Raw genomic sequence first — 23,707 nt, forward strand, 5'->3', positions numbered from 1 at the left:
CGCTATGGCTAACGGGATGTTTATCCCAAACTGAGACAGGGCCTAATCATGGCTTGTGGCAGCTGCAAAAACAACGTAGTGAGCATTTTAAACAAACGGCAGCGCAACTTGCCTCAACCACAGCAGCGGTATGTGATGATCGCGCGACTGTGGCAGAGGCTCGTGCGGCATGGCAAACCACAATGGCGGCATGGATGCCGCTACAAGGGGTAGAAAAGGGCTCGGAGCAAGCGCTCGCACAAAGTTGGCGCATCCAATTCTATCCGGACAAGAAAAACACCACCGGACGTAAAATCAATGCGTTGCTTGCTACCGATAAAACATGGCAAGCGAATGACTTGGCCGAGCAAAGCGTCGCGGTCCAAGGTGTTGGTGCAATGGAATGGCTGCTTTATGACGCCCAAGCGGACATGCGTGATGCCAAACAATGTCAGCTCGCGAAAGCGGTGAGTGGCCGATTATCGCAAACTGCCAGTGCCTTGAATGAGGCTTGGCAGCAAAATCCGTGGCAGGGCATGCCCCCATCGATGGCGATGGCGGAAAAACTTGGTGCATTGACCCACCAGTTAGATTACGTAATGAAGAAGCTTTCAAACCCATTGGGTAAGCCGGGTTTTCCCAACCCGTACCAAGGCGAAGCATGGCGTTCTCGCCATTCGTTAGCGCTATTGGGAGAGAGTATTAAAGCGATGCAGGCGATGTACCATGCTGATGGTGGTATTGAGCAGGCACTGCGCGAGCGTGGTTTTGAAAAGATCGCAGATCGGGTTAGCGAGCATTGGCAGCTTGCCTATGACAGTGTGCCGACGGACGGGGTGCCACTGTTTGAGCGCCTTAATAGCGTTGACGGGTATCGCGATATGCTCACAGTGTACAATAACTTGGAATACCTCAAGTTAGTGCTAAATGGGCAGGTCGCGCAAGATTTGGGTATCGTTGTAGGGTTTAATGCCACCGATGGAGACTAGTCTTAAACGTCGCCGTTTGCTTAAAGCGGCCTTAATGGGCGCGGCGCTTCCTTCCGTCGTGAGCTTAGTGGCAGGCTGTAGCGAAAAAGAATCGCAAAAGGCCTGCACCTTGCTGGGCTGTGCCTTGAGCATGGATGGCTCTTACGCGGTGGTGGGCGCTGATGATACCGGCCAGCCGCTGTTTCGTCTGCCGTTACCAGATCGTGGCCATGGTGTCGCAGCCCAGCGTCGCCATGTAGGCAGTTTGGCCGTGGCCTTCGCGCGCCGTCCCGGTGATTTCATGCAGGTTTTTGATTATCAGCGTGGGGTGACGTTGTCACAAGTTGATGCCGAGCCGGATCGTTATTTCTATGGCCACGGTGCTATTTCTGACGATGGCCAATGGCTGTATACCACAGAAGGAAAACGCCAAACCAGTGAAGGCGTGATCGGTGTGTATCGCTTGTCACCCGACGGTCAAGTGAGCAAGGTGCGTGAGATCAGTGGTTTTGGTATTGGGCCCCATGAAATCGCTTTGTACGATGCGCAAACGCTGGTGGTGGGTGTGGGCGGTATGCACACAGATGGCCGTACGGTATTGAACATCAATGAAATGCAGCCCGCGTTAGTCTATCTCGACATTGCCAGTGGTGAAGTCGTTGAGCGTGCCGCGTTGGCGAATAAAAAGCTCAGTATTCGCCATCTTATGGTGTCTCATGATGGTTATGTGGCCACCGGCCAACAGTATCACGGCGATGATAATGCGCCTTTGGTCGCGATTCATCGTCGCGGCGAGCCCATGCGACAGCTCACTGCAGAACCAGAGCAGTGGGCGCGATTTAACAATTATGTTGCCAGTATTGCGACCTTAAATGGTTGGATTGTGGCGACCTCTCCGCGAGGAAATTGTTATGGGATCTGGTCACTCGACAGTGGCGAGATGATCGGTCTTCACCCGTTGGTCGATGCGTCCGGGGCGAGTCGCGATGGCGATGTGATCAACCTCAGCTCTGGAGGAGGAAAAATGGTCACGCTGAATACCGCACACACGCCGGATTATCACATGACACCGGTGCGTTGGGATAACCACTGGATAACACTGGTGTAATCTTGCTCGGGTAAAATCAAATATCGGCAGCATCGTTTTGCTGCCGTTTTTTGTGCCATATTCCTGCCACAAAGCGATCAAAATCAGACTATCATTTTGCTTCTGTCAGGCGAAATTTTGCCATAATTAAAGCATGGAGTAGGAGGTGTGTATGAAAATAAGGCCGGACGCCTATTTGGCTAACCTTCTGATTGTATTCAGCTTATTCTTATCGCCTGTCCATGCGGCATCGCCTAACAGCAGTGGCAGTGTGCGGTTTTTGACCGAATCAGCCGGACAGTCTTTGTCTGCCGATGAGCATCATCAACGCGCCTATCAGCATGCCCGAGATTGGCTGCAAGCGGCCGCGCCGGATGCCACTGTGCTTGCCTATCCTGACCTACTCACGCGTGACTATCTGGAACATGGATTCGTTTTGCTGTGGGAGCGAGACGATGCGCGCTATGAACTCGAAACACAAGTTAACGTCATTTCACTTGCTGGGATCAGCCCCGAGTTTGAATGGCGAGCATGGCAATTACGCCAGCTTCGCGAGCAAGGCCAAGATTTGGCTTACGACGTGTTTGCGACCGATACACTTTATGCCTTACTCAGCTATCAGGCGGCTATTCCCCAGAAAGGAAAACAATGGTTTTTTGGCGCTCAACATCGCGCGCCACTTCCAGCGCCTGCTTTGCCCATGCGGGAACAGGTATTTCAGGCTGGGTTAGACCATACGCTGTACGCCTTTTTATACCATCGCCGCCCGGCTAATCAGCAATATCGCGCGTTAGTGACCGAAATTATCCGGCTACAACAAGATGCGAACCAACTGTGGCCAACGGTGGCATTAAACGGATTAGTCAGACCCAATGAGGCGGTTGCGACAACCTTTGCGTTGAATTTGGTAGAAAATCTGCGGCGACAAGGGTTTTGGGGGGAAGATCAACGACTACAAGCGATTGATGGGCACAGTGTTCGTTATGGCGGAGATTTGTTGGCGGCCGTGCGCGAATTCCAAAGGCAACATGGACTGACGGTGGATGGCATCATTGGTCCATCGACAGCTCGATGGTTAAATCGTGATGCGCAAGACCGTATTCGATTGCTTGCGCTCAACGCTGAGCGGCTTCGCCTATGGCCCGATGATCAGCCGAATCGTATTGTGGTCAATATTCCCGATTATCGGATGACATTATGGTTTGATGACCAAAGTGTATTTGAAAGTAAGGTCGTGGTCGGACGCACATCGCGACGTACACCGTTATTTTCTTCTCGGCTTGATTCGGTGGTGCTTAACCCCAGCTGGAACGTGCCACAAAGCATCGTGCGACGGGACATTTTGCCAAAACTAGCGCGTGATGAGTCTTACCTCAGCCAAAATCATTATCGAATTCTGCCTGATTGGCACAGCGATCAAAGCATCGATCCGACCACCATTGACTGGCAGCAAGTGCGGGTTGATGGTTTTCCTTACCGCCTGCAGCAAGCGCCGGGCAAGCTAAACGCCTTAGGACGATTTAAATTTAACACCCCTAATCGCAATGCGATTTATCTACACGATACACCGGCACGTAGCTTGTTCAGTAAATCACGCCGCGCGTTTAGCTCCGGCTGTATTCGCGTAGAATATGCCGAGGAGCTAGCCAATGTACTGCTCGATTTGTCAGGGCAACGTTTGACCGACTATCAAACCTATCTGGATGCGACGCAAACTAAGTGGATCAGTTTGCGTCGTCCACTCGCCGTACAAACCATATATCAAACGGCGTGGGTGACGGAAGACGGGCGCGTTGCATTTCGAGATGATGTTTACGCCTATGACACCAAACCTAATCGAGATGTCACGACGCGGGAGCCGAGTTATTTAACCCAGCAGCGACCGCTGCAACAAAACGAACATACTCAATAGTCCTAATAAACATCCAGAAGCGCGCGGTCTTTATATAGATGACTGAGGCTAAGCGGCACGAGGGTGTCGCGCCGCTGCAAAACGCTGAGGTCTATTCGGTTTGATGGGCCAAATGAGGGGCGATATAGCGCTGATAGCGTTTGGCTTTAAGCTTGGTTAAATCAACGAGGACCAAACCATCAATACAGTCGGCAAAGTCCGGATCGACGCCGAAATCTAAAAACTGTACGCCGCCAGGCTCGCATAACTCACTGTACTGCTTGTACAAAGTCGGGATCCCGACGCCAAGGTGATCCAATAGCATTTTGAGCTGTTTGAGATCACGCTGATAATCATCGCCACTAAAATGGGCAAGTAATTCACTCTCTTTCGCGGCTGCCAAACGGTAGGGGCGTTTAGAGCGTGCGTAATCACTGTCACCGGCAAAATAGGTACGGTAAAAAAAGATCAGCAACTCTTTGGCCGCTTGTGGCATGGCGTTGCTGATAGTCACTGGGCCAAATAAGTATCGATACTGAGGACGCTGGGCTAACAGGGCACCAATACCAAGCCATAGATAGTCGAGACTGCGCTTGCCCCAATACTTAGGCTGCACAAAGCTGCGACCGAGTTCCAATCCCTGTGCAAGAAAGGGCTGCATACCTTGCTCAAAGTCGAACAAACTAGCACTGTAGATCCCCTCTATTCCTTGAGCTGCCAAGGTTTTTTGGGTGTCACACAGCCGATAAGCACCGACAATATCCAGCTCGACCGGATCCCAGAGTACAAGGTGCCAATAATGCTGATCGAATTTATCGAGATCGCGTCGAGCTCCCGTCCCTTCTCCGACAGCGCGAAAGGCGACTTCGCGTAAACGCCCAATTTCTCGCATGATGGGTGAGTCGGCTTGATAGTCTATGAGAAAGATCAACTTACCATCGGGGGTCTCTCCCAGCTTTTCACTAGTTTCTAGCGCACGCTTGAGATCTAAACGCGGTTCAGGAGCGGCAATTGCAGCTTCGGTGGGGAATAAACCGGGCTTACCTTTTCCCAATCGGTAGAGGTGTTTGTGAAATAGCTTAACTCTCGTTCTCACCGGGAGGTTAGCACTAGCGCTGTAGCTATGGTGTGGGATCATTTCACCAATGGTAAAGACGATGGTTTTATTCTCTTGGCGGAACATTTCCTCTACCAAGAGTAAGGTCGACAAGGGTTTATATACCATGGACGCGCCATAAAAGGTGGCAGAGTTTCGTCCATCAACATGAATAGGAAGGATAGGAGCCTTGGCTTTGGTCGCCATCCGTAAAAAGCCTTGTTGCCATGGACCATCTTTAATGCCAGAAGGCGCGACGCGTGACACTTCTCCGGCAGGGAAGATAATTAACGCGCCGTCGTGATCGAGCCATTGGTTGATGTTTTGGAGATTTTCTTTGGGGGTGCGTCCGCCCATGTTGTTGACGGGGAGCAGACACGAATGCAAAGGAGTAATTTGCATAAGAAGCTCGTTCGCGATCACTTTCACATCAGGACGTACTGAACGCACCATTTTTAGCAGTGCTAAGCCGTCTAACGACCCAATCGGATGATTGGCGATAATGACTACGCGCCCCGATTCAGGAATGCGCTCTTTTTCGCGATCACTGACGCGATAGCTGAAATTAAAGTAATCCAGTACCTGCTCGACAAACTCAAACCCTTGTAGGTGAGGATAACGCTGGGCGAATTCGTGGAATTCCTGCTCGTGTAACAGCCGTCGCAACGTTTTAATCATGGGGCGTTTAAGCCACGCGCGTTGCTCAAGTTTGGGGTAATTCGAAGCTAATACCTTATCAACATCAAACATAGTCAACCTTGCGTCCAAAACCGTGCTTATGCACTGTTTGGTTAGACGTTAAAAACGACATTTGCTTACATCCTCACAGTCTTTAGTGCGAACTCATCGCACATAACGCGGTAAAGATCACAAAATAGCCGCTATCTATGGTTGGTGGGGGTCACCATAACCGTATAGGCATCAATGCTAGGTAGGAAAGGTGACAACGGCTTGGCAGCACAGTTGCAAACTCATGACAGCGTGGCATAGTGAGGTCCATATTCATTAGCGTAGACAGAGACGGTTGTGTGTGACACGGCCTCGCGAATAAAAGGGATCTCTCATGGCGTTGCATTACGAGATTGTGCCTGTTACGGCATTTCAACAAAATTGCTCCATCATTTGGTGTGATAAAACCAAGCAAGCCGCCGTTGTCGATCCGGGTGGTGATATTGCGAAAGTGCGCCAAATGATTCATGCACTTGACGTTACAGTAACGAAAATTTTGCTAACCCACGGTCACCTTGATCATGTGGGTGGAACGGTTGAGCTTGCCAAAGCGTTAGATATTCCAGTGATTGGGCCGCATAAAGAAGATGCATTTTGGCTGCAAGCCTTGCCTGCACAGGCGCAGATGTTTGGCTTTGCGCACGCCGAGCCGTTTGAGCCGGACCAATGGCTGGAACAAGGCGATACGGTGACGGTTGGAGAAGGACAATTATCGGTATTATTTACTCCGGGCCACACGCCAGGTCATATCGTTTTTGTGGACGAGCAAGGCCGTACAGCGTGGGTTGGCGATGTGCTATTCAATGGCGGGATTGGTCGTACTGATTTTCCTAAAGGGGATCATGCAACCTTGATCAATGCCATCAAAAACACCTTATTGCCGGTGGGGGACGATGTGACTTTCATTCCGGGTCATGGCCCGACGTCCACGTTAGGGCATGAGCGACAAACCAACCCCTTCCTGACCGGCGCGTTTTAGCACCGTTCGATAGGTAGTTGCGCTCGTCGCTGTTCAATCTTGAGCAGCGGCGAGATAGCGTCGCGTCACGCCCACAAAATCCTCCAACGGCCTATCCAATAAATCCTCACTGACGAAAATGTCATAGCCAAGAAGCTCGCGTGTATAGCGCATGCGATTGGCGAGCATCGCCATCAGTCCTTTGTATAGGATACCGTTTTCTCCGAGATATGGCGTATCGTCAAACATCATATCTTCAAGTGGTTTACTGGGCTTACTGGGGGCTCGGCGATAGGCGGTAATTAACAGCGCGCGCTGAGTCATAATAATGTGTGTGACCATACGCAGACTGATCCCCTCGAGAAGAGCGTCATAGTGCTTGATTTTAATCCCCACCCAAGGGAGAGGCTCACTGATCCCTTCTTGCCGATAAACCTGAGGAATACCGATGGCTGCGATATTTTTCCACTTCAATGCCCAACCACCACGAAAACTATGATGCTGCAGGTGCATAAAAGAGAGGGAAAAGGAGAGTTGTACGCGTTGTAGCAATTTATTGATGGCGAAAAAAATGGCGATGATAGCGATTAATCCCAGTACGCCTTGGCCGAATGACAAAGTAGGTTGGATCAGAAAAAAACACACTAACCCGAATGCAACCGCCATGGCTGCGAGCATGCTCCATCGTGCGGCTTCAAATTGCGGAGGATAGATTTTAACCGTTTTTAGCGTGTCCATGATCCTACGTGCAACCTGTGGGTAAAAAATCAGCGATGTCGGCGCTTCACTTTGCGGGTGGATTCGCCAACTAGCGACACTAAGTCTCGAGTCGAAAACGTCTCTTCTTTTAACCAGTATACGTGGAAAGTGTCTGATTAGTTTGCCTAAAAAACACTGGATTGGTAAACATTTGTCGCGGAATATCACGATCTTTACGCGTACTCGGGCACACTTACCTACAAAAGAGCGTCAAAATTTGGTATAAAACGCGCTTTGTTTTTCACCCGCTGCATTCAGAGGCTCTGAACGTAGTGCATCGGAGTAGGATGATTGAATGAAAATCTCTCACAAGCGTAAGGTACAATTCAAACTGAACAAGCGTGTAAAGGCAGCGTCGCCAGCGCGTCAGCGTCCAGTTAAAACTCAGCCAGTTGCCGCAGCGAAGCCTGCACCTGCTGTCGCGCCAGCAGCTGCTGCAAGCGTGTCAGTGTCACTCACGCCAAAGCAACAGCAAGTGCTTGATATTGTACAAGCCAACCCAGAAGGGATTAACCCGAAAGGCATCGGTTTAGCTGCCGGTCAAGAAGATAGCAAAGCCGCCTCTTGGGCGACAGGCGCGCTGAAAAAACTCACCGAAGAGGGTGTTGTGGAGCGTGTGCAAGTGGCATCTAACAAGGTTATCTACAAAGCCTGTTAATCGCATTTGCTGGCCCGCTTAAGCTGCTGATGGCGTCGATACTATTAGCGTTTAAGCGGGTTACTCACTCCACCTACCTTCCTTATACGCTTTTCTTATTTTCATGTGGCAATAACGTGAATAATGCAGTTATTTTTCATTGAATTGTTCTTTTATTGTTAAGAAATCTTGTCATTATTACGCATTCGCGTGATTAAAGCTTGATCAGACGCAAAATACTGTATGATCTTCCAGACATCTGTTTAAAACTGCATATAGTAGAGGGACGTCAGTTTTCTTTCTTTGTCTGGAGGTAAAGCCATGGAAGTGCTGTCTACCCAGCTGAAAACACCGACTGAAGTCGTTTTCGACTACACCCATTTTTTATGTGAAGAACAGCAGCCCAACTGGACGTTCGTTGATATATTTCGCAGTTTGTTGCCCGCATTTAATACGGTGCTTGAGCATCACGCCCAACAGGCATTGACTGCCCAAGATCGTTTGCATCAGCAAGCGGCACAGGTACTATCATTTCGCAATACAGATACGGTTAACTTGGTGCGCCTAGCTAAATTGGCTCAGCAACAAAATATTCGCGAGCTGACCATTTTGATGCCCTATGCGCTGGAGTATCGTCAAATGGAAGCGATTAGCGACCAAACGGGGGCACTGTTGGAATACAGCAACGAAAATCGTGAGTGGGTACGCCTCACTTTTCCCGCTGTCTAATCTTTAGTGTCTCAGCGGATTGCTTCAATGGCAGTGCAACACGGCTGGATTTACAAATGCCACCCACTGTGTACCTGTTTCATAGTGAGTGATTTGCTCGGCTTGTGGTGAAAAGGCCAACACAGCGCAAGAGGTATTGGCTTTCACAGCACCTTCCACGAGTGCGCAGTCATCATAACCGTTGCGGCTGCGGATCACTCTCACCTGATCAGGATGAATTCCCCATTGCTGAAGATGTTTGGCCGTAAATGTACGCGGTGGATTGATGACAGTGATCCATTTGGGCTGTCGTGCCTTGAGCGCTAATGCTCGCATCATCGCTTGCCAATGAGTTTGTCGTACATCTTGCATCGCATACGTGGCGGTGTGTGTTAACGGCGCGGTATTGGTTGCGTGATGTACGGGCGTAATATTGGTAAGTGATGATGTCGTGTACATGCTAATGCCTGTATATATAATCAATACTGTATAAACGAACAGTATTATTAAAACTGAACTTTGGCAAGTTGCCTGATGATTAATTTGTGATCAGGATCGTTATCTCTATCGTGTTGTGATCGGAAAGGCGATAGCCGAACAAGGAGCGTTCGTGAACAAAACGACACTGTTTTGTAGGGGCAGGGACCGGCCACCTCTCTGCATCGTCAGGGAATTCAGATATAATCAAGGACTTTTGAATAGAGTCGGAGAGAGCATGGAGCAAGAGTTTTGGCATCAACGTTGGGCCGAAAATCAAATTGGCTTTCATCGCGATAGCGTACACCCCATGTTGATGGCGTATTGGTCTGCACTGAACCCGCGTTTGGACGAGGAAGTGCTGGTTCCGTTGTGTGGTAAATCTATCGATCTGAACTGGCTAGCCGAGCGTCACGAGCGCGTGGTTGGGGTAGAGCTTAGTGATATCGCCGTGCGCGCTTTTTTCTCTGAAAACCTTTACACACCGCAAGTGTTTACGGCGCCCTCTGGACATACGCACTATTGCTTTGATGAGTTAGAGTTGATCAGTGGTGACTTTTTCACTGCGCGTTTGCAGCCGGCACCGTTAATTTATGATCGGGCGGCGCTAGTGGCAATGCCACCATCGATGCGTCAGCAGTATGTGGATCGCGTCACTTCCTTACTGGCCCCAGGCGGTCGCATATTGCTTATCACTCTGTTTTATCCGCAAAGTGATGATCATCCGCCATTCTCCATGGATGAACACTTGGTTAGGCAGGCCTATCAAGGGATGGAAGTGACCTTGCTCGATACCTGTACCGAACCCTGTGGTGATCGAGGGGAGCAAGTCTGGCTGATTCAAGCCGGTAAATCATGATAAAGAAAAAGGGCCTGATGGCCCTTTTTCTATCGAGTGCGCTACGCCGGTTTGGCTTTAGTGGCGTGATACTGGCGGGATTCCCAGTGCGTGATGAAGAACACGGCGGCAATAATAATGCCGGCCCCTAACCATAACCGACCGGGTGGAATCCAACTAAAGACTAACCAGCCAAATAACACATTTAACGGCAATTTGGCGTGATCAAACGGCTGAACAAATGAGGCATCTGCAACGGCATAAGCCTTGGCTATCGCCCATTGAGCTAAGGCGGTGAGCAAGCCAGCCCCGATTAGCATCCACCACGCTGTCGCACTCGCTGGTAGCGTCCAATCCGGAACGGCAAGCAATAAGTTAAAGGGCGTGATCAAGAGTAACAAGTAGACCACCATGGTTGTTGGCGGATCATAGGCTGATAATCGTTTGACCATCAACGAATAAGTGGCCCAAAAAAACGCGGCACCGACAGGCAAGAGTGTAGCCCAAGTAAATCCGTCTGACCAAGGCTCTAAGATAATCATCGCACCACAGAAGCCCGCGAGAGTTGCTAGGCTGCGAGCGATACCAACACGTTCGCGTAAAAATAACCCAGATCCGATAGTGGCAAATAAGGGGGAAGTCATAAGCAGAGCAATACCTTGCCAAATCGGTACAGGATAGGCGAGGGCCCACAGCCAAAGTTGAATACCAATCACCGAGATAAACACGCGCAGACAGTGTTTTCCTAAATGCTGTGTTTTTAATGCTTGACGCATACCCAACTGTTTTAGCCAAGGAATCATCGCAACCAGTGCGATCGCATATTGAATAAAGGCGACGGTGGTCGACGGTAGGCCGAGTTTAAAACTGACGTATTGTGAGAGGCTATTAACCAGCGCAAAACAGAGGCCGGCGATCAACATCCAAACAGCACCTTGGATGGGATTATGAATTTGTTTCATCGCTGTGGTTATCCGAAAAAATATGCTCGGATAGTAGCGCAAAATAGGCCGCAGAGCGACTAGAAATCAATGCGGCCTGATGTTTTGTATTAAGCTCTTAACCCTGCATATAACAAGGGAATGTCGGGATTAATGGCATCCAAGCTCGCTTGGGTGTCGGCCAAATGGCTCACGGTGCTGTTCACCACTTCGGCTAAAGCCACAGAGGCAATCTGATCCCACGAGTAACCCGCCATATTGGCGGCAATTAAAGCAACTTGCAGTGGAGGCAAACTCGGATTAAAGGCCGCATTTTCAGCATACATTCCTTTAAACACATGACCGTCATTTGTTTCAATCGCGACACCGCTGTAGTTACTGGAATAAGGCGCATGGCTAATGTTCGCCGCTTCAACGGCTTGTTTAAGCAGAGGATCGTCAATATCGTCTGCCGTTAAGCCTTGCGTTTGGTCGGTAAGCAGTCGCGCTTCAATACCGAGGTCGGCAGGGCCAAATGCTTCGGGAAGGTAAGTGTGCAGTGATTTAGCGTCCGATTTAGGCAGTTGAATCACTAAGTCCTCAGCACCATTTAACTCGTTCATAAACTGACGACAGTGACCGCAAGGGCTGTAATTAATGGTGATGTCGGTTAAGCGCGTCGCCCCTTTGGTCCATGCGTGGCTGATCGCAGCTTGCTCTGCATGCACGGTTTGTCCAAGTTGAACGCCAGTCAGTTCGATATTTGCACCTAGGTATAAAGTGCCATCTTCTCCTCTGACAATCGCCCCTACATTAAAACGAGAAATGGGTGTCACCGCATAAGCTGCGGCTAATGGGAGCAAAGCAAGGCGCAATGCCGCGCCAGACAGGCCACTTGCGGCTTCCATGTCTGCCACTTGCGCGGGCGTAAAGGTCGCATCAAACGCCGATGCGTGAAGCCATTCCGAGACGGTGCTCTGTAGTGAGTCTGGCAATTGTGTCAGTGCGTCAATGAGTGCGGTTCGCATAGCATCACTTCTAAATGGTTAACGGCCTATCAGTGTAGAGAAGCGATTTTGATAAATGTGTGAGTAATGTCACGCATAGGATGCAAATACGATCTTGTTGCTCAAACTTAGAGTGACGTCAACATTTTTAAGCCTGTAAATACAGTCACTATGATTGCTTTTAAATACAAGTGTGCAGGTTGCTATTCAGGCTGCCAATCCACGTAAGGGCGATGAACTTTATAGTACTCACGCGCTAACGTGCCATTTTCACGCAGGCGTGTGATCAACGCAGTGAGGTAGGCATCAATAGCCTCACCTTTCTCTCCCTTAGGGATCACAAATACATCTTGAAAATCAGCGAAGTGAGCACGACGAATATTTGTTAATCCTAACTGTTTGAGTATTAAATCTGCTTCTTCTTGCGCCCACACGAATCCGTCAATACGGCCTGCAGCAAGGCGACGTAAAGATTGCGTAATACTGTGGGAGCGTGTGACTTTAAATGGCATGTAGTAGGGCACGGCTTCGATCGTGTAACGCTCGGGATTAGCCCAAAGGACATCAACCGGTAGCGGCTTATGTTTGTTGGTATACAAAACATGGGTAACATCGCCAAACGATTCGCTGCTAAATGCAAACGGTAAATCGGTGACTGTTTTCGTTGGACGCACGGCAGGTAGCATTAAATCGGCGTTGCCCTGTACGATGCCATTAATCGCGCGATGAATGGGAAAAACTTCAATGTCGATTTGTACGTTCGGATCTTGCGCATCGAGAAAGCGCACAAAATCCACGAAAGGCCCTGACCCGTCAAGTTGAATCAGACCTGGCAGTTCCCCCATATGGATCACGAGTGTTTGTGGTACACCGTTTTGATGATTGGTGCCGCTCTGTGCCCATGCGGCAGGGGCCGACAGAAGAGTAATGTAGAGTAGCAATAGCAACAAATGTTTTGCCATGTCGCCTCCATTCTACTGATAAAAAGCTTGCGAGCAGATGTTGTGTGCTCGCTAGCCCACAAGAATAAAACTCCTAAGTGAGCAACGCTGTAATGCCAATAATCACACTGGCAGCGCTAAGTAATACGATCAGTGGTTTGGTGATACTAAAGTCTGCCGCTTGTAAATCATCTGGCTTGGCGAGCGATGGTGTCTCATCGGCTTGTGGTTGCGCTCTCGGTGCGGGTCGGTGCGACAGGGTTTGTTGGGGTAGGGCAACGCGGTAGCCAAACTCGCCCACCACTTCGAATGGCAAGCATTTTTTGCCGTTACGATAGGATTTTGCCATTAAAGACGTCACCACACTTTGGTGCTGCGCAAACGAGCTATCCGGTAACGCGACTTGCTTAAACAGCGTGCGGCTGGATAACACTTCTCCCGCGTAGTAACAAAGCATTTCTAGCATGCGTGACTCTTCGTAGGACAGTACCGTGATGGTTTGGTCGGTCCAATATAAGGTTCTGCTTTCTGGTTCGAAATCAACATCCGCAAATCGATAACAGCGCGTATTCACTTTGGTTGTCATGATTGAGCCCACTCCACACGATACTCTTTTTAAAAGTGTGGACTCAAATCACGGATCTGCAACTAGAATATGGACGTTTTTTTTGGTAGGCGAAGTTGGGCAGCGTGTGAGGAAATATTTAAAAATGATTATCTATCAATAGTATAGGAGGTGACTCCCTTGCCAGCGGCTCAGATGGCACCACGGCAAGGGAAGCAAAATTAACTGACCAAGGATTCCACATAGTGGTACACCGCTTTAAGGATCTTCAGCTGGTGTTCGTCATCTTGATGGGCGTCGACCAATTGCTGTAAGTTTTCCATGTATGCGGGCAGGTGGGTCTCGAAATAGTCGCGACGGTGCATAAACCACTTTTGCTGCTCAGCGTCAGTCAGTGTCCACGGATAATTACGCGCGCGATAGCGGAACAGCAGCGGCTTTATACGCCAGTCATCGACGCTCAAATCGAGCGCGGCAAGGTTTTCAGGATCGCGCGCACGAATAATTTCCATTGCACTTTGATCGCTTTTCGAGAAAAAACCTGCATATAGGGCACTATCGACGTCTTGATCGTCAAAAGGTTTTGATTCGGCAAAGACGGCAACCAGTTTTTCTCTTAGCTCTGGTGCGGCTTTTAGCGCTTTTAGATGACGCAAGCAGGCTTCGCGATCTACCCCTAAGCGCGCAGCATCTTCCGGACGTAGCGTTTTGGCATCGGCTAAGATCGGGCATTTATTGATGTGAACCAGTTTCAGTGGTGCAGGTAATTCATCCTCCGCGAGTGCGTGATGAGGCGTATACAAACGCTCGCGCAGCGCATCGGCATCTAGCTCAAAAAGAGGTGCTGGGTCTCGCGCCAAATCAATGGTGATCACCGCATTGGGATTTTCAGGATGCCAAGCAACCGGCACGATCCAACTGGTGTTGCTTCGCTCGGTGCCAAACATACCCGAGACATGAACCAGTGGGGTCATATTCACCACATCAATCAAGGTTTTGATTTTGTTTTTATGACGATGGGTCAGTAAATAATTAAATAAACGCGGTTGCGCAGCTTTTACTTTTTTGGCGAGCTCAATGGTGGCGTATACATCCGCCATAGCATCATGCGCATTGCTATGCTCAATGCCGTTGGCAACAGACAGTTTTTCTAGCTTAAAGCTTGGCTTACCATTTTCATCGAGCGGCCACTCAATACCCTCGGGGCGCAACGCATAGCAAGCGCGCATCACATCGAGTAAATCCCACCGTGAATTTCCGTTTTGCCAACTCCAACCGTACGGATCATAAAAGTTACGGTACAACGTGTAGCGGGTCACCTCATCATCAAAGCGTACATTGTTATATCCGAAGACACAGGTATTTGGCTGAGAGATCGCCTCATGGATACGGGCGATAAATTCGGGCTCAGGTAAGCCTTTTTTCACCGCTAACTGTGGTGTGATCCCGGTGATTAAGCAGGCTTCTGGTGCGGGCAAATAATCATTCGGTGGCTGACAAAACAGCACTAAGGGCTCGCCAATAACGTTGAAATCGCTATCAGTGCGCACGCCGGCAAACTGACAAGGGCGGTCTTTACCCGGGTGGGTGCCAAAGGTCTCAAAGTCGTAGATAAAAAACGTTGGCTGGGCGGTGTCGGTCACAATCGCATCCAATCTGATCAAAGAAAAGAAAGCAGGCTCAACCACCTGCGTTAGACCGCACATGGTAACATTGGCGTCGCGGATCACCAATCCTCGCGCGCGCTAACCTAAACGCCTACACATTGGCAGGCGTTTACACCAAACAGTGGGTCTTTTGCGATTAAGAAGCCAGTTTTTTGAGCTGCTGTTTTGCATCGTCAATGGCTTTGCTGGCCAAGTCTTCACCCATGGCGAGACCTTCCGCGTACACAAACTCAACGTCTGTAATACCAATAAAACCAAGTACGGTTTGCATATAACCTGTCACGTGATCGGTGTTACCGCCTTTGTGCATCCCGCCTCGCGTGGTGACAACGATAGCGCGCTTACCTGTCACCAAGCCTTCAGGGCCATTTTCGGTATAGCGAAATGTCACGCCAGCACGGGCAATAAGATCAATCCACGCTTTCAGTTGCACGGGCACCGTGAAGTTATACATAGGGGCGGCGATGATTAGCGTATCGCTTTGTTGGATCTCGTTAATCAGTTGGTCAGAAAGCGCCAACGTTTGCTGCTGACGTTCATTCAGATCACTGCCGCCACGAAGGCCACCGGCAAGCTCGCCGTCAAGGATCGGCAATGGGTTGGCTGCCAAGTCACGCTCAACCAAAGAATCAGGTGATAGGTTGTTCACCACGCCATCGATTACGGCGTTCGAGCTAGAATGGGGGCCAAGAATACTTGATTTGATGACAAGCGCTTTCATTACGTTCTCCTTTAAATTAACGGTCTGCATGTTTCGACCTTGGTTAGTGTAGAGTTTGGGCGTAAAAACACCACGTCAAGGATTCGTCAAACTTGTTCAAAAATTTCGTTGATGTAACAACTTTTCGAGTGAGCATTGGCAGTTAGCAAGCAGGGGCGTATGATTGCGCTCGGCTGTCGTCCAAAATGTAAAAATAATGTTATAATGGCCGTTGTGTCGTATAGACAGCTTGCATTGGGGAAGCGCCACAATCAAATCAACAAGCCGTGTGCTTGTGTGGACGCAACGGGATTTGAGGAATAGCGCGTGAAAAATCTATTTATGTTAGACGTGGATGGTACGCTGGTAGATAGCTGCCACATGGACCACGAGTGTTTTAGTGAAGCTATTTTTGCTGTGACGGGACTAACGGTACCTGATGATTGGGGGGGATACACCAACATCACCGACGCAGGTATCATTGAAGAACTCATCGATAAAAACGACCTGAAAAAAGAAAAGATCACCATTTTCCGAGAAGTGAAACGTGTGTTTATGCAAAAGCTCGCGCACGCCATTGCGGAAAAAGGCATGGCACCTATTCCGGGCGCGGTCGAGTTTATCAATGAGATGCGTCAAGTACCCTCTGTCGCCCTTGCCATTGCGACGGGCGGCTGGGAAGAAACTGCACGGATGAAGTTAAAGGCCGCCGGTTTTAATGTCGATGGTATCGTATTCTCATCATGCTCTGATGCGATGAGCCGTAGTGAAGTGATGGCACTCGCGGCGTTCCGCGCCAAGCAAGATTATGGCGTGCAGTTTGATCGCCGAATTTATTTTGGTGACGGGGTATGGGACAAACAGGCGACCCAATCACTGGATTATGAGTTCGTCGCGGTAGGGGATAAAGTGGAACACCACACCCGAATCAACGATTTTGTTAATTCACGCGCCATTCTAGGGCGTTTAGGGATAGAAGAAACCGACGCGGTGAAGTTTGCGTAAGCCATTACTGCCTGTTGAGTAATACGTAAAAGCCGGTGAGGTGCACTCACCGGCTTTTTTACGTTTGCTGTTGAGCGTTGCCAAGCGGTTAACGAGTTACTTATCTCCTTGGCAGCAAATTAATGCACTTGGCTGCAAGTGGTATGCTCTGCACGGGCTGGGCTCGCCGCCTCTTGATTGAAGTACGCGCGCGTTTCGTTGATCACCACATGGCGAAGTAACAACAAGCCAATCAGGTTCGGGATCGCCATTAAGCCATTAACGATATCAGCAAGGATCCAAATGGTGTTCAGATGAATAAAGGATCCTGATGCAATCAATCCAATAAAGATGATTTTATACAAATAGATCGCACGCTTTCCGAACAAGTAAGCGACACAACGCTCGCCGTAGTAATGCCAGCCTAAAATAGTGGTGAAGGCAAAAAATAACAGGCCAATATTCACCAGCATCGGCCCAATACTGCTCTTCATACCGACCGCAAAGGCATGGGAGGTCATCGCGGCCCCCGCCAGCTCCCCTGACCATGATTGGGTCAGAATGAGGGTCAGGCCCGTCATGGTACAAATCACCAGTGTATCGATAAAAGTACCGGTCATGGAAACAAGGCCTTGCTCAACGCAAGAATCGGTTTTGGCTGCAGCCGCGGCGATAGGGGCACTGCCCAGTCCTGACTCATTAGAAAATACGCCGCGTGCAATACCGGCTTGAATCGCAAGCATCATCCCCGCACCGGCAAAACCGCCGGTTGCTGCCATTCCCGTGAACGCGGACTCAAAGACCAGCGCGACGGCGTGTGGGAGTTGTTCAATGTTCGCCCCGAGCACCCATAAACACGCGACCACATAGAATACCGCCATTACGGGAACGATTTTGGCGGCCACAGCGGAAATCGACTTTACCCCGCCAATGGTTACGAGGGCGACCAGTACGGTTAAGATGCCTGCAACCGCCACGGTGGGAATATTAAACAGGTGAGTGGCGGCACTACTGATGGCGTTAACTTGCGGAAAGGTGCCAATACCAAAGCAGGCGACGCCTAATCCAAACAGCGCGAACAGCTTTGCCAACAGCGGTTGTCCAGCCCCTTTAGAAAGGTACATCATCGGCCCGCCCAGCATATTGCCTTTGTGGTCGGTTTCGCGATACTTCACTGCCAGTAAGCATTCTGCGTATTTGGTTGCCATGCCTAAAAACGCGGCTAGCCACATCCAGAATAGGGCGCCTGGTCCACCCAACGCGATAGCGGTGGCGACACCAATAATATTTCCTGTTCCGATAGTCGCGGACAATGCTGTACATAAAGCCGCAAAACCAGAAACATCGCCTTTGGTTGAAGCATCTGCCGGTTTAAAAATTTGTTTTAGTGCAAAAGGTAAACGGCGTAGCTGGATCAACCCTAACCGTACGGTAAAGAACAGTCCGGTTCCGGTGAGCAGTAGTAATAGCGGTGGGCCCCATATCCAGTCGTCAATGGTGGCGAGAAGTGATGGTATATCCGGTAGTTGAGTTAGAAATTGCATTTATCCCCCTTTAAACATCAAAGGAGGAGATAAGCCACACTAATATTAACAAAAGTGCTACATATTGGGGTGGGTATCTCCTCTGTCCTTTTGCCTGAGAGTTTCACTTGAAAACAAGCTTGCTCCTTCGGCGCCCGACTTAACGGGTCTCTCCAGAGGCTCCTCCAACAGCAGTCCATACATTTAAGTGCCTGAAAGATTTACTTCTTCGGCGGATGGCGAATGCCACCTCTCTCCTGCTGTCTTCATCGGAACGTCATATTGCGGTAAGTATGATAGATCACAGAAATATGAATGCAATGCAAAAATGAATAAACAGTTCTATCAACTAAAGAAGTGCGCAAAATTTGCACTCTTTAAACTTTTATCTGTGAACGGTGCGGTGCTGGCTATACTGAAATTTCGACCGATGAATGCTCAATAAATGTGACCGTATGCCGATAACACGGATCAACACCTTGTGATTGAGTTTGCAAGACGAAGCCGTAACGATGGGCCCTGATATGACCACTTGGAACGAACTTTTAGGCGTTGGCGCCAGTGAAAGCGCTGAGCAAATTAAACAACGCTATCGTCAACTTTCGATTCGCGTGCATCCAGATAAAGGCGGAAGCACAGGGTTGATGCAGCTTGTCAGTGAAGCGTATCAAGCGGTTAAAAGTGGCAAGGGCGATCACAGCCCGCTCGACAGTCAACAATCTGCTGGTGGCACGGCAGCATTGCGTAGCCAAGTGGCGCGGTTACAAAAAGAACTCGCCGCATTGCAGCAAGAGAATCGAACCTTACGAGCCCGCCAAGCGAACAACCAAATCCCCGCGCACCTGACCGCGAAAATTGCCAAGCTGGAGTTTGATAATCGCCAATGGCGGGAGCACTATCAGAAGTTGGAAAAGCAACATCATGTCTTAGAAGAGCAGCATCAGCGATTATCAAAGCAACATGACAGTGACAAGAAAGAGAGCAAACAGCTCAATCGAGAATTAAAACAGGCATTATCTCAGGTTGAACAACTGGAAACCGAGCTCAAACACAAAGCGACACCAGTAACGCTAAAAGCCGCAAAGCCCGGCTTAGCATGGCGTTGGGTATTGGCTTCTTGGGGCGTGATTGCAGTGCTGATGCTGCCGACAAGCCACTGGCAAAGCATGATGAGGACGTTGTTAGGCCAGTCAGCTCCAGAGGTGGCGCAACGTGTCAGAATTGTCGAACCGTTGGAGAACAATCAAACCACGGCGCCTGTATCAACACCAACACCGCAGGTAAGCGACTCGCGTGCGTCCATGCCGACAGCACCGATGATCCAGCTAACTGCAACAGCGAATCAATGGCATGTAAGCCAGTTTGATAAAGTGCCACAACCTTATCTCGCGTTACGCAGTGAGCAAGGTTCGTATGTGGTAGCCAATTGCCAAGGGGAGTTTTACGTCTACCTCAATACCACTTATCAACCTTTACGCGTACCGCCAAACCTTGACTACATTACTCAGCGGCAACACTTTCATGTGTATGCAATTCCCTACGGCCAAGGCGCCTCGATCGACAGTTGGCAGCTCGCCCGCAAAGTGAAAATATTTGACGATACCTTTGTCAGTGAGGATCTTGCCCCTCAACTCAGTGCGTTTGAACAATCGTGTCAACGAGCACCAGGGCTGACAGCGGCAAACTTTTAAAAAACCAGTAACACTTTCATTTGCATCGACATGGTTTACCGCCCAACTCAGGCGTCTGATGTGTCGCGCCTGTATTACACTGATCAATAAGGCTCGATTGATCTTGTGATAAGGAACGCCAATGTTAGACCAAGCCATGTTTGCACATCGGTATGATCCACCTCGTCAGGATAGCGGCGGTGGGGTATTCAGGCGTTATCACATTGCTGTTTCTCACTCTGTAGCGGTAGAAGGTTTGGTGTCGGGGATCGGTATTCCTGCATGGTCGGAAGGGCGCACTGAGTCGGCCAAAGATGCGGCGGTGCTGCACACCATGATGACCCAAGGCGCCAATTTAATTGGCCAACTGCAAGTGGATCCGCTTGCCTTTAGCATTACCGGCCTCAATCCTTTCTACGCTGAGCTTCGCAATCCAAAGTACCGTAAGTATCGCGTCGGCGGCAGTAATGCAGGGATTGCTGTCGCAGTCGCAAAAAAACTGGCTCACTTAGGCCTTGGTAATGATGCTTTCGGCGGTGTACGCATTCCAGCGGCACATTGTGGCTTATTTGGCTATCGGCCCACGCCAGGACTCATCGACGCGAGTGGTTTGTTACCTGCGGCAGAAACGTTTGATAACCCGGGCGTCTGTAGTGCTGCATTAGCGCCAATTAGCCAGTTCCAAGAGCTGGTGGCGAAACCTTCAACGGCGATCAAAAACATTGTCGGCGTTGTGTTGGCGGAACCTATCTTCGCACTTTACTACAGTGATGAAGCAATGGATTGTTTCTACAAAAAATTGGATGCGTTACCTTTACCGCATGAAACCACACTGGCGATGAACAAACTGGTTTTAACACGAATTGAGAACGCACAAGTTGCCATTGCCAGCCATGAGTTTTTGCTGGTCTATCAAGAATGGCTGGAAAAGCAAAAGCTGGACTTGCCATCTTCCACACAAAGCTATTTGGCTCGCCTTCAAGCAATTACTTACAAAGACCATTTCCAAGCGAAAAAAACGCGCAAGCAACTTAGGGATACGGTATGTGCGATGTGGCCAAGTGATAAAGTGTTAATTTTACCGTCCACACCGGGCGAGATCTTGCCAAGAGACGCAGGCCAAGAGCAAAGCGACATCTTTAATTTGGCGCAAAGACGCCTTATGGCGCTGGCCGATGTTTGTGGGCTACCGCAGTTAACCTTGCCATTATTTAGCCACCAAGACTCCCCTTACGGTGTCACATTGCTGGCACACCCCAACAAAGATAAGTTATTGATGGAAGTAGCACACCGTTGGGTCGGCTAAGCTTGATTCTAGAATCTTTAGCCACGCTGTCGTCAAGAAATTTCTATAAAATTGTATTTTATGCAATTAACTTGCTGATATTTAAAGGCTAAATAAGTTATCCGATGTCGATTTACTATCAACAGAAACTGTGGATAAGTAGTTGGATTAGTGTTGTTTTTAACGCATAACTGTTTGAAAAATAAAGCTGTGAGTTAGATTGGCTTTGGGGTTGAAGCACAGACTAAGCGCCAGTAGAAAGTGACAATTTGACTGTCACGTTTCCATAACGTGACAGAGACGATCAATTAACCACTCAGACGCTTCGTCGTGACATCATTTTTATCTACGATTAGCCTTACCGTTAGACGATTTTACTTTATATTGGCTTTTACAATGACTGCGGCCCACAGACGCTGAACGCAGCGCTTTGTGCTTGGTTTTACGCCCGTTTGTACGTTCTCGCCATACTTTAAAGCTGCGCGGCTTTAACTCACGGCGCATCAGTGCAATGACATCATTTTGTCGCAGACCATATAGTGTTTCAATCGCCTCAAAAGGAGTTCGATCTTCCCACGCCATTTCAATAATCCGGTCTAAGTCACCCGGGTCGGTCAGTTGCATACGCTCCTCCTCGTAGTAGAGCGATAGATACGGATAAGTCGAGCCACGTGGATCAATAAGGGGAGATGCCTAAACCCGTTATGACCCTTATTTTTTGGCCATTTAAAAATAAACAATAAATACAGCTAGTTACGAAAGGCCCTTTTTAACAAGGGTAAAAGTCCATTTTTAACCTAACGGCCTGTTGTCACTGACGATTATTAAGTTATTCTATTGTTCACTGCCGCACAGTCAGCTTAGAAAACGCCCCTTTTCCGTAAACCTTTTTGCCTAATGTTCACTGCCGCACAGTCAGCTTAGAAAAAATGTTTAAAGAGTCGATAGAGGGTGATTTAGTTCACTGCCGCACAGGCAGCTTAGAAAATACTTATTAACCCCGCTACAAATTTTTTGGTGTTCACTGCCGCATAGGCAGCTTAGAAATTCAGCTTGTTGTATTCTGAATCTTGCGGATTGTTCACTGCCGCACAGGCAGCTTAGAAATGATCATGGACCTGCGCGACAAGGATTCGGTCGTTCACTGCCGCACAGGCAGCTTAGAAAAGATGTTCACGACGTGGATGCGCTGCGCCGTGGTTCACTGCCGCACAGGCAGCTTAGAAATGGTGACGTGATTGAAGTGATGGACAACTTCTGTTCACTGCCGCATAGGCAGCTTAGAAAATACTTATTAACCCCGCTACAAATTTTTTGGTGTTCACTGCCGCATAGGCAGCTTAGAAAAGGATTGTACAGCGTCACGCTGTACAAAGATGGTTCACTGCCGCATAGGCAGCTTAGAAAAGAAAGTGCGGATGAAAACACCCGCAAGCTAAAGTTCACTGCCGCATAGGCAGCTTAGAAATCCGGCCGCTTCCTTGGTGATGTCGACGGCATGTTCACTGCCGCACAGGCAGCTTAGAAATTTCAAGCACAGGCTCAGCACTGGGTTGCTTTGTTCACTGCCGCATAGGTAGCTTAGAAAGGATTGAATGAGAACTCTTGTGTGCTGCTATATACCTAACGTCGTTCGGCTGAATCAATATGAGTGAAAAAGTTGGGAGTCACTTAAAAAAGCGCTATATTCATTATTCATATTTATGAATAAGTGCGATAGTTATGGCAACAACAAGTTTAAGTTTAGGGGAGCACTGGGAAGTGTTTATTAAAAACGAGGTAGCAAGTGGCCGTTACGGCTCTGCTAGCGAGGTTGTTCGTGATGCATTACGCACGCTTGAGGAACGCAAAACCAAACTGGATGTGTTGCGCGCACATCTTGATGAGGGGGCTCGACAGGCAGCAAGTGACACGTTTGTCGATGATTTTTCAATGGATGAACTGATTAACGACTTGGACGCAGAATCTTGACGGCGAGCCAAACAAAAAAGCAGGTTCGTATTACGCCCAGAGCACGTGATGATCTTAAAAATATTGGTCGTTACACTGAGCGTAAATGGGGAAAAGCACAGCGTAACACTTATTTAAAGCGCCTAGCTACGCGGTTTAACTGGCTAGCAGAGAACCCGCAACTAGGCCAGCATAGAATAGACATCGAAAACGGGTACTACTGCTTTCCTGAAGGACAACATCTTGTCTTTTATCTTATCCGACGCCATGCGATTGATATTATTGGTGTTCCCCATAAAGAAATGGACATTATTAACCATTTCACTATTGGTTAGTGCGCTTATTGTGATTGATCATTACTTACATCT

General features: G+C 49.1%; 23 protein-coding genes, 1 CRISPR repeat array and 2 riboswitches. Of the genes, 12 read left to right on the forward strand and 11 right to left on the reverse strand.

Annotation, left to right across the window (positions count from 1 at the left end; genetic code table 11):
- The 3 genes from BZG83_RS11195 to BZG83_RS11205 form a co-directional block, all read left to right on the forward strand.
- Positions 1–968 (forward strand): imelysin family protein (locus BZG83_RS11195; protein ID WP_077480585.1); only part of this gene is annotated, 968 nt, incomplete at its 5' end.
- Positions 958–2,055: a DUF1513 domain-containing protein gene (locus BZG83_RS11200; RefSeq protein ID WP_077480587.1), complete on the forward strand. Its 1,098-nt coding sequence runs from the start codon at positions 958–960 to the stop codon at positions 2,053–2,055. The genes BZG83_RS11195 and BZG83_RS11200, both read left to right, overlap by 11 nt.
- Positions 2,056–2,206: 151 nt before the next feature.
- Positions 2,207–3,946: a L,D-transpeptidase family protein gene (locus BZG83_RS11205; protein WP_077480589.1), complete on the forward strand. Its 1,740-nt coding sequence runs from the start codon at positions 2,207–2,209 to the stop codon at positions 3,944–3,946.
- Positions 3,947–4,037: 91 nt separating this feature from the next.
- Here the strand turns inward: BZG83_RS11205 and BZG83_RS11210 are convergent, their stop codons facing one another.
- The gene (locus BZG83_RS11210; RefSeq protein WP_077480591.1) at positions 4,038–5,771 is read right to left on the reverse strand and encodes a GNAT family N-acyltransferase; all 1,734 of its coding nucleotides are present in this window, start codon (positions 5,769–5,771) and stop codon (positions 4,038–4,040) included.
- Between the two features lie 313 nt (positions 5,772–6,084).
- On the opposite strand from BZG83_RS11210, the gene BZG83_RS11215 reads away from it, so the two are divergent.
- Positions 6,085–6,729: an MBL fold metallo-hydrolase gene (locus BZG83_RS11215; RefSeq protein WP_069587035.1), complete on the forward strand. Its 645-nt coding sequence runs from the start codon at positions 6,085–6,087 to the stop codon at positions 6,727–6,729.
- 33 nt (positions 6,730–6,762) lie between these two features.
- Here the strand turns inward: BZG83_RS11215 and BZG83_RS11220 are convergent, their stop codons facing one another.
- Positions 6,763–7,446 carry a DUF2982 domain-containing protein gene (locus tag BZG83_RS11220; RefSeq protein WP_077480593.1) on the reverse strand — a complete coding sequence of 228 codons (684 nt, stop codon included), beginning with the start codon at positions 7,444–7,446 and terminating at the stop codon, positions 6,763–6,765.
- Between the two features lie 316 nt (positions 7,447–7,762).
- Here BZG83_RS11220 and BZG83_RS11225 point away from each other — a divergent pair, with 316 nt between their 5' ends.
- Complete coding sequence (locus BZG83_RS11225) at positions 7,763–8,125, forward strand: MarR family transcriptional regulator (RefSeq protein WP_077480595.1); 363 nt, start codon at positions 7,763–7,765, stop codon at positions 8,123–8,125.
- A 300-nt stretch (positions 8,126–8,425) separates the two neighbouring features.
- Positions 8,426–8,833 (forward strand): hypothetical protein, encoded by a 408-nt coding sequence (locus BZG83_RS11230; RefSeq protein WP_077480597.1) that lies wholly within the window; start codon positions 8,426–8,428, stop codon positions 8,831–8,833.
- A 24-nt stretch (positions 8,834–8,857) separates the two neighbouring features.
- Here the strand turns inward: BZG83_RS11230 and BZG83_RS11235 are convergent, their stop codons facing one another.
- Positions 8,858–9,271 carry a hypothetical protein gene (locus BZG83_RS11235; RefSeq protein ID WP_077480599.1) on the reverse strand — a complete coding sequence of 138 codons (414 nt, stop codon included), beginning with the start codon at positions 9,269–9,271 and terminating at the stop codon, positions 8,858–8,860.
- 256 nt (positions 9,272–9,527) lie between these two features.
- Between BZG83_RS11235 and BZG83_RS11240 the strand changes: the two genes are divergently transcribed.
- Positions 9,528–10,148 carry a thiopurine S-methyltransferase gene (locus tag BZG83_RS11240; protein WP_077480601.1) on the forward strand — a complete coding sequence of 207 codons (621 nt, stop codon included), beginning with the start codon at positions 9,528–9,530 and terminating at the stop codon, positions 10,146–10,148.
- A 41-nt stretch (positions 10,149–10,189) separates the two neighbouring features.
- Here the strand turns inward: BZG83_RS11240 and BZG83_RS11245 are convergent, their stop codons facing one another.
- From BZG83_RS11245 to BZG83_RS11270, 6 genes are all read right to left on the reverse strand, one after another.
- Entirely contained in the window at positions 10,190–11,089 is a 900-nt protein-coding gene (locus tag BZG83_RS11245) for a DMT family transporter (protein WP_198536740.1), read from the reverse strand.
- An 89-nt stretch (positions 11,090–11,178) separates the two neighbouring features.
- A complete protein-coding gene (cdd, locus tag BZG83_RS11250; protein ID WP_077480605.1) occupies positions 11,179–12,075 on the reverse strand; it encodes a cytidine deaminase in 897 nt (298 codons plus the stop codon).
- Positions 12,076–12,257: 182 nt separating this feature from the next.
- Positions 12,258–13,016, reverse strand: coding sequence for an ABC transporter substrate-binding protein (locus BZG83_RS11255; RefSeq protein WP_077480607.1), 759 nt, complete (start codon positions 13,014–13,016; stop codon positions 12,258–12,260).
- 73 nt (positions 13,017–13,089) lie between these two features.
- A complete protein-coding gene (locus BZG83_RS11260; RefSeq protein ID WP_077480609.1) occupies positions 13,090–13,581 on the reverse strand; it encodes a winged helix-turn-helix domain-containing protein in 492 nt (163 codons plus the stop codon).
- 200 nt (positions 13,582–13,781) lie between these two features.
- Complete coding sequence (gene sbcB / locus BZG83_RS11265) at positions 13,782–15,203, reverse strand: exodeoxyribonuclease I (protein WP_077480623.1); 1,422 nt, start codon at positions 15,201–15,203, stop codon at positions 13,782–13,784.
- Positions 15,204–15,363: 160 nt separating this feature from the next.
- Positions 15,364–15,948, reverse strand: coding sequence for an FMN-dependent NADH-azoreductase (locus BZG83_RS11270; protein WP_069587020.1), 585 nt, complete (start codon positions 15,946–15,948; stop codon positions 15,364–15,366).
- Positions 15,949–16,254: 306 nt separating this feature from the next.
- On the opposite strand from BZG83_RS11270, the gene BZG83_RS11275 reads away from it, so the two are divergent.
- Positions 16,255–16,932, forward strand: a complete 678-nt coding sequence (locus tag BZG83_RS11275) for an HAD family hydrolase (protein ID WP_241828289.1) — start codon at positions 16,255–16,257, stop codon at positions 16,930–16,932.
- 119 nt (positions 16,933–17,051) lie between these two features.
- Here the strand turns inward: BZG83_RS11275 and BZG83_RS11280 are convergent, their stop codons facing one another.
- Positions 17,052–18,455, reverse strand: coding sequence for an alanine/glycine:cation symporter family protein (locus BZG83_RS11280; protein ID WP_077480611.1), 1,404 nt, complete (start codon positions 18,453–18,455; stop codon positions 17,052–17,054).
- A 79-nt stretch (positions 18,456–18,534) separates the two neighbouring features.
- Positions 18,535–18,614, reverse strand: a riboswitch (glycine riboswitch).
- A 2-nt stretch (positions 18,615–18,616) separates the two neighbouring features.
- Positions 18,617–18,704: riboswitch (glycine riboswitch) on the reverse strand.
- Positions 18,705–18,958: 254 nt separating this feature from the next.
- Here BZG83_RS11280 and BZG83_RS11285 point away from each other — a divergent pair.
- Both BZG83_RS11285 and BZG83_RS11290 read left to right on the forward strand, forming a co-directional pair.
- A complete protein-coding gene (locus BZG83_RS11285) occupies positions 18,959–20,125 on the forward strand; it encodes a J domain-containing protein (RefSeq protein ID WP_158074956.1) in 1,167 nt (388 codons plus the stop codon).
- Between the two features lie 121 nt (positions 20,126–20,246).
- A complete protein-coding gene (locus BZG83_RS11290) occupies positions 20,247–21,410 on the forward strand; it encodes an amidase family protein (RefSeq protein WP_077480615.1) in 1,164 nt (387 codons plus the stop codon).
- Between the two features lie 321 nt (positions 21,411–21,731).
- On the opposite strand, the gene BZG83_RS11295 is transcribed toward BZG83_RS11290, so the two are convergent.
- Positions 21,732–22,013, reverse strand: a complete 282-nt coding sequence (locus BZG83_RS11295; protein ID WP_077480617.1) for a TIGR03643 family protein — start codon at positions 22,011–22,013, stop codon at positions 21,732–21,734.
- 215 nt (positions 22,014–22,228) lie between these two features.
- Positions 22,229–22,977: direct repeats of the CRISPR family, unit length 28 nt; unit sequence GTTCACTGCCGCACAGGCAGCTTAGAAA.
- A gap of 134 nt (positions 22,978–23,111) precedes the next feature.
- Between BZG83_RS11295 and BZG83_RS11300 the strand changes: the two genes are divergently transcribed.
- On the forward strand, positions 23,112–23,360 hold the full coding sequence (locus BZG83_RS11300; RefSeq protein WP_077480619.1) for a type II toxin-antitoxin system ParD family antitoxin: 249 nt from the start codon (positions 23,112–23,114) through the stop codon (positions 23,358–23,360).
- A complete protein-coding gene (locus BZG83_RS11305; RefSeq protein WP_077480621.1) occupies positions 23,357–23,674 on the forward strand; it encodes a type II toxin-antitoxin system RelE/ParE family toxin in 318 nt (105 codons plus the stop codon). The genes BZG83_RS11300 and BZG83_RS11305 overlap by 4 nt, the downstream gene beginning before the upstream one ends.
- Positions 23,675–23,707 lie beyond the last annotated feature (33 nt).

Origin of the sequence: Salinivibrio sp. PR919, assembly GCF_001995355.1 — a bacterium.
In the GTDB taxonomy this organism is placed as follows: Bacteria; Pseudomonadota; Gammaproteobacteria; order Enterobacterales; family Vibrionaceae; genus Salinivibrio; species Salinivibrio proteolyticus.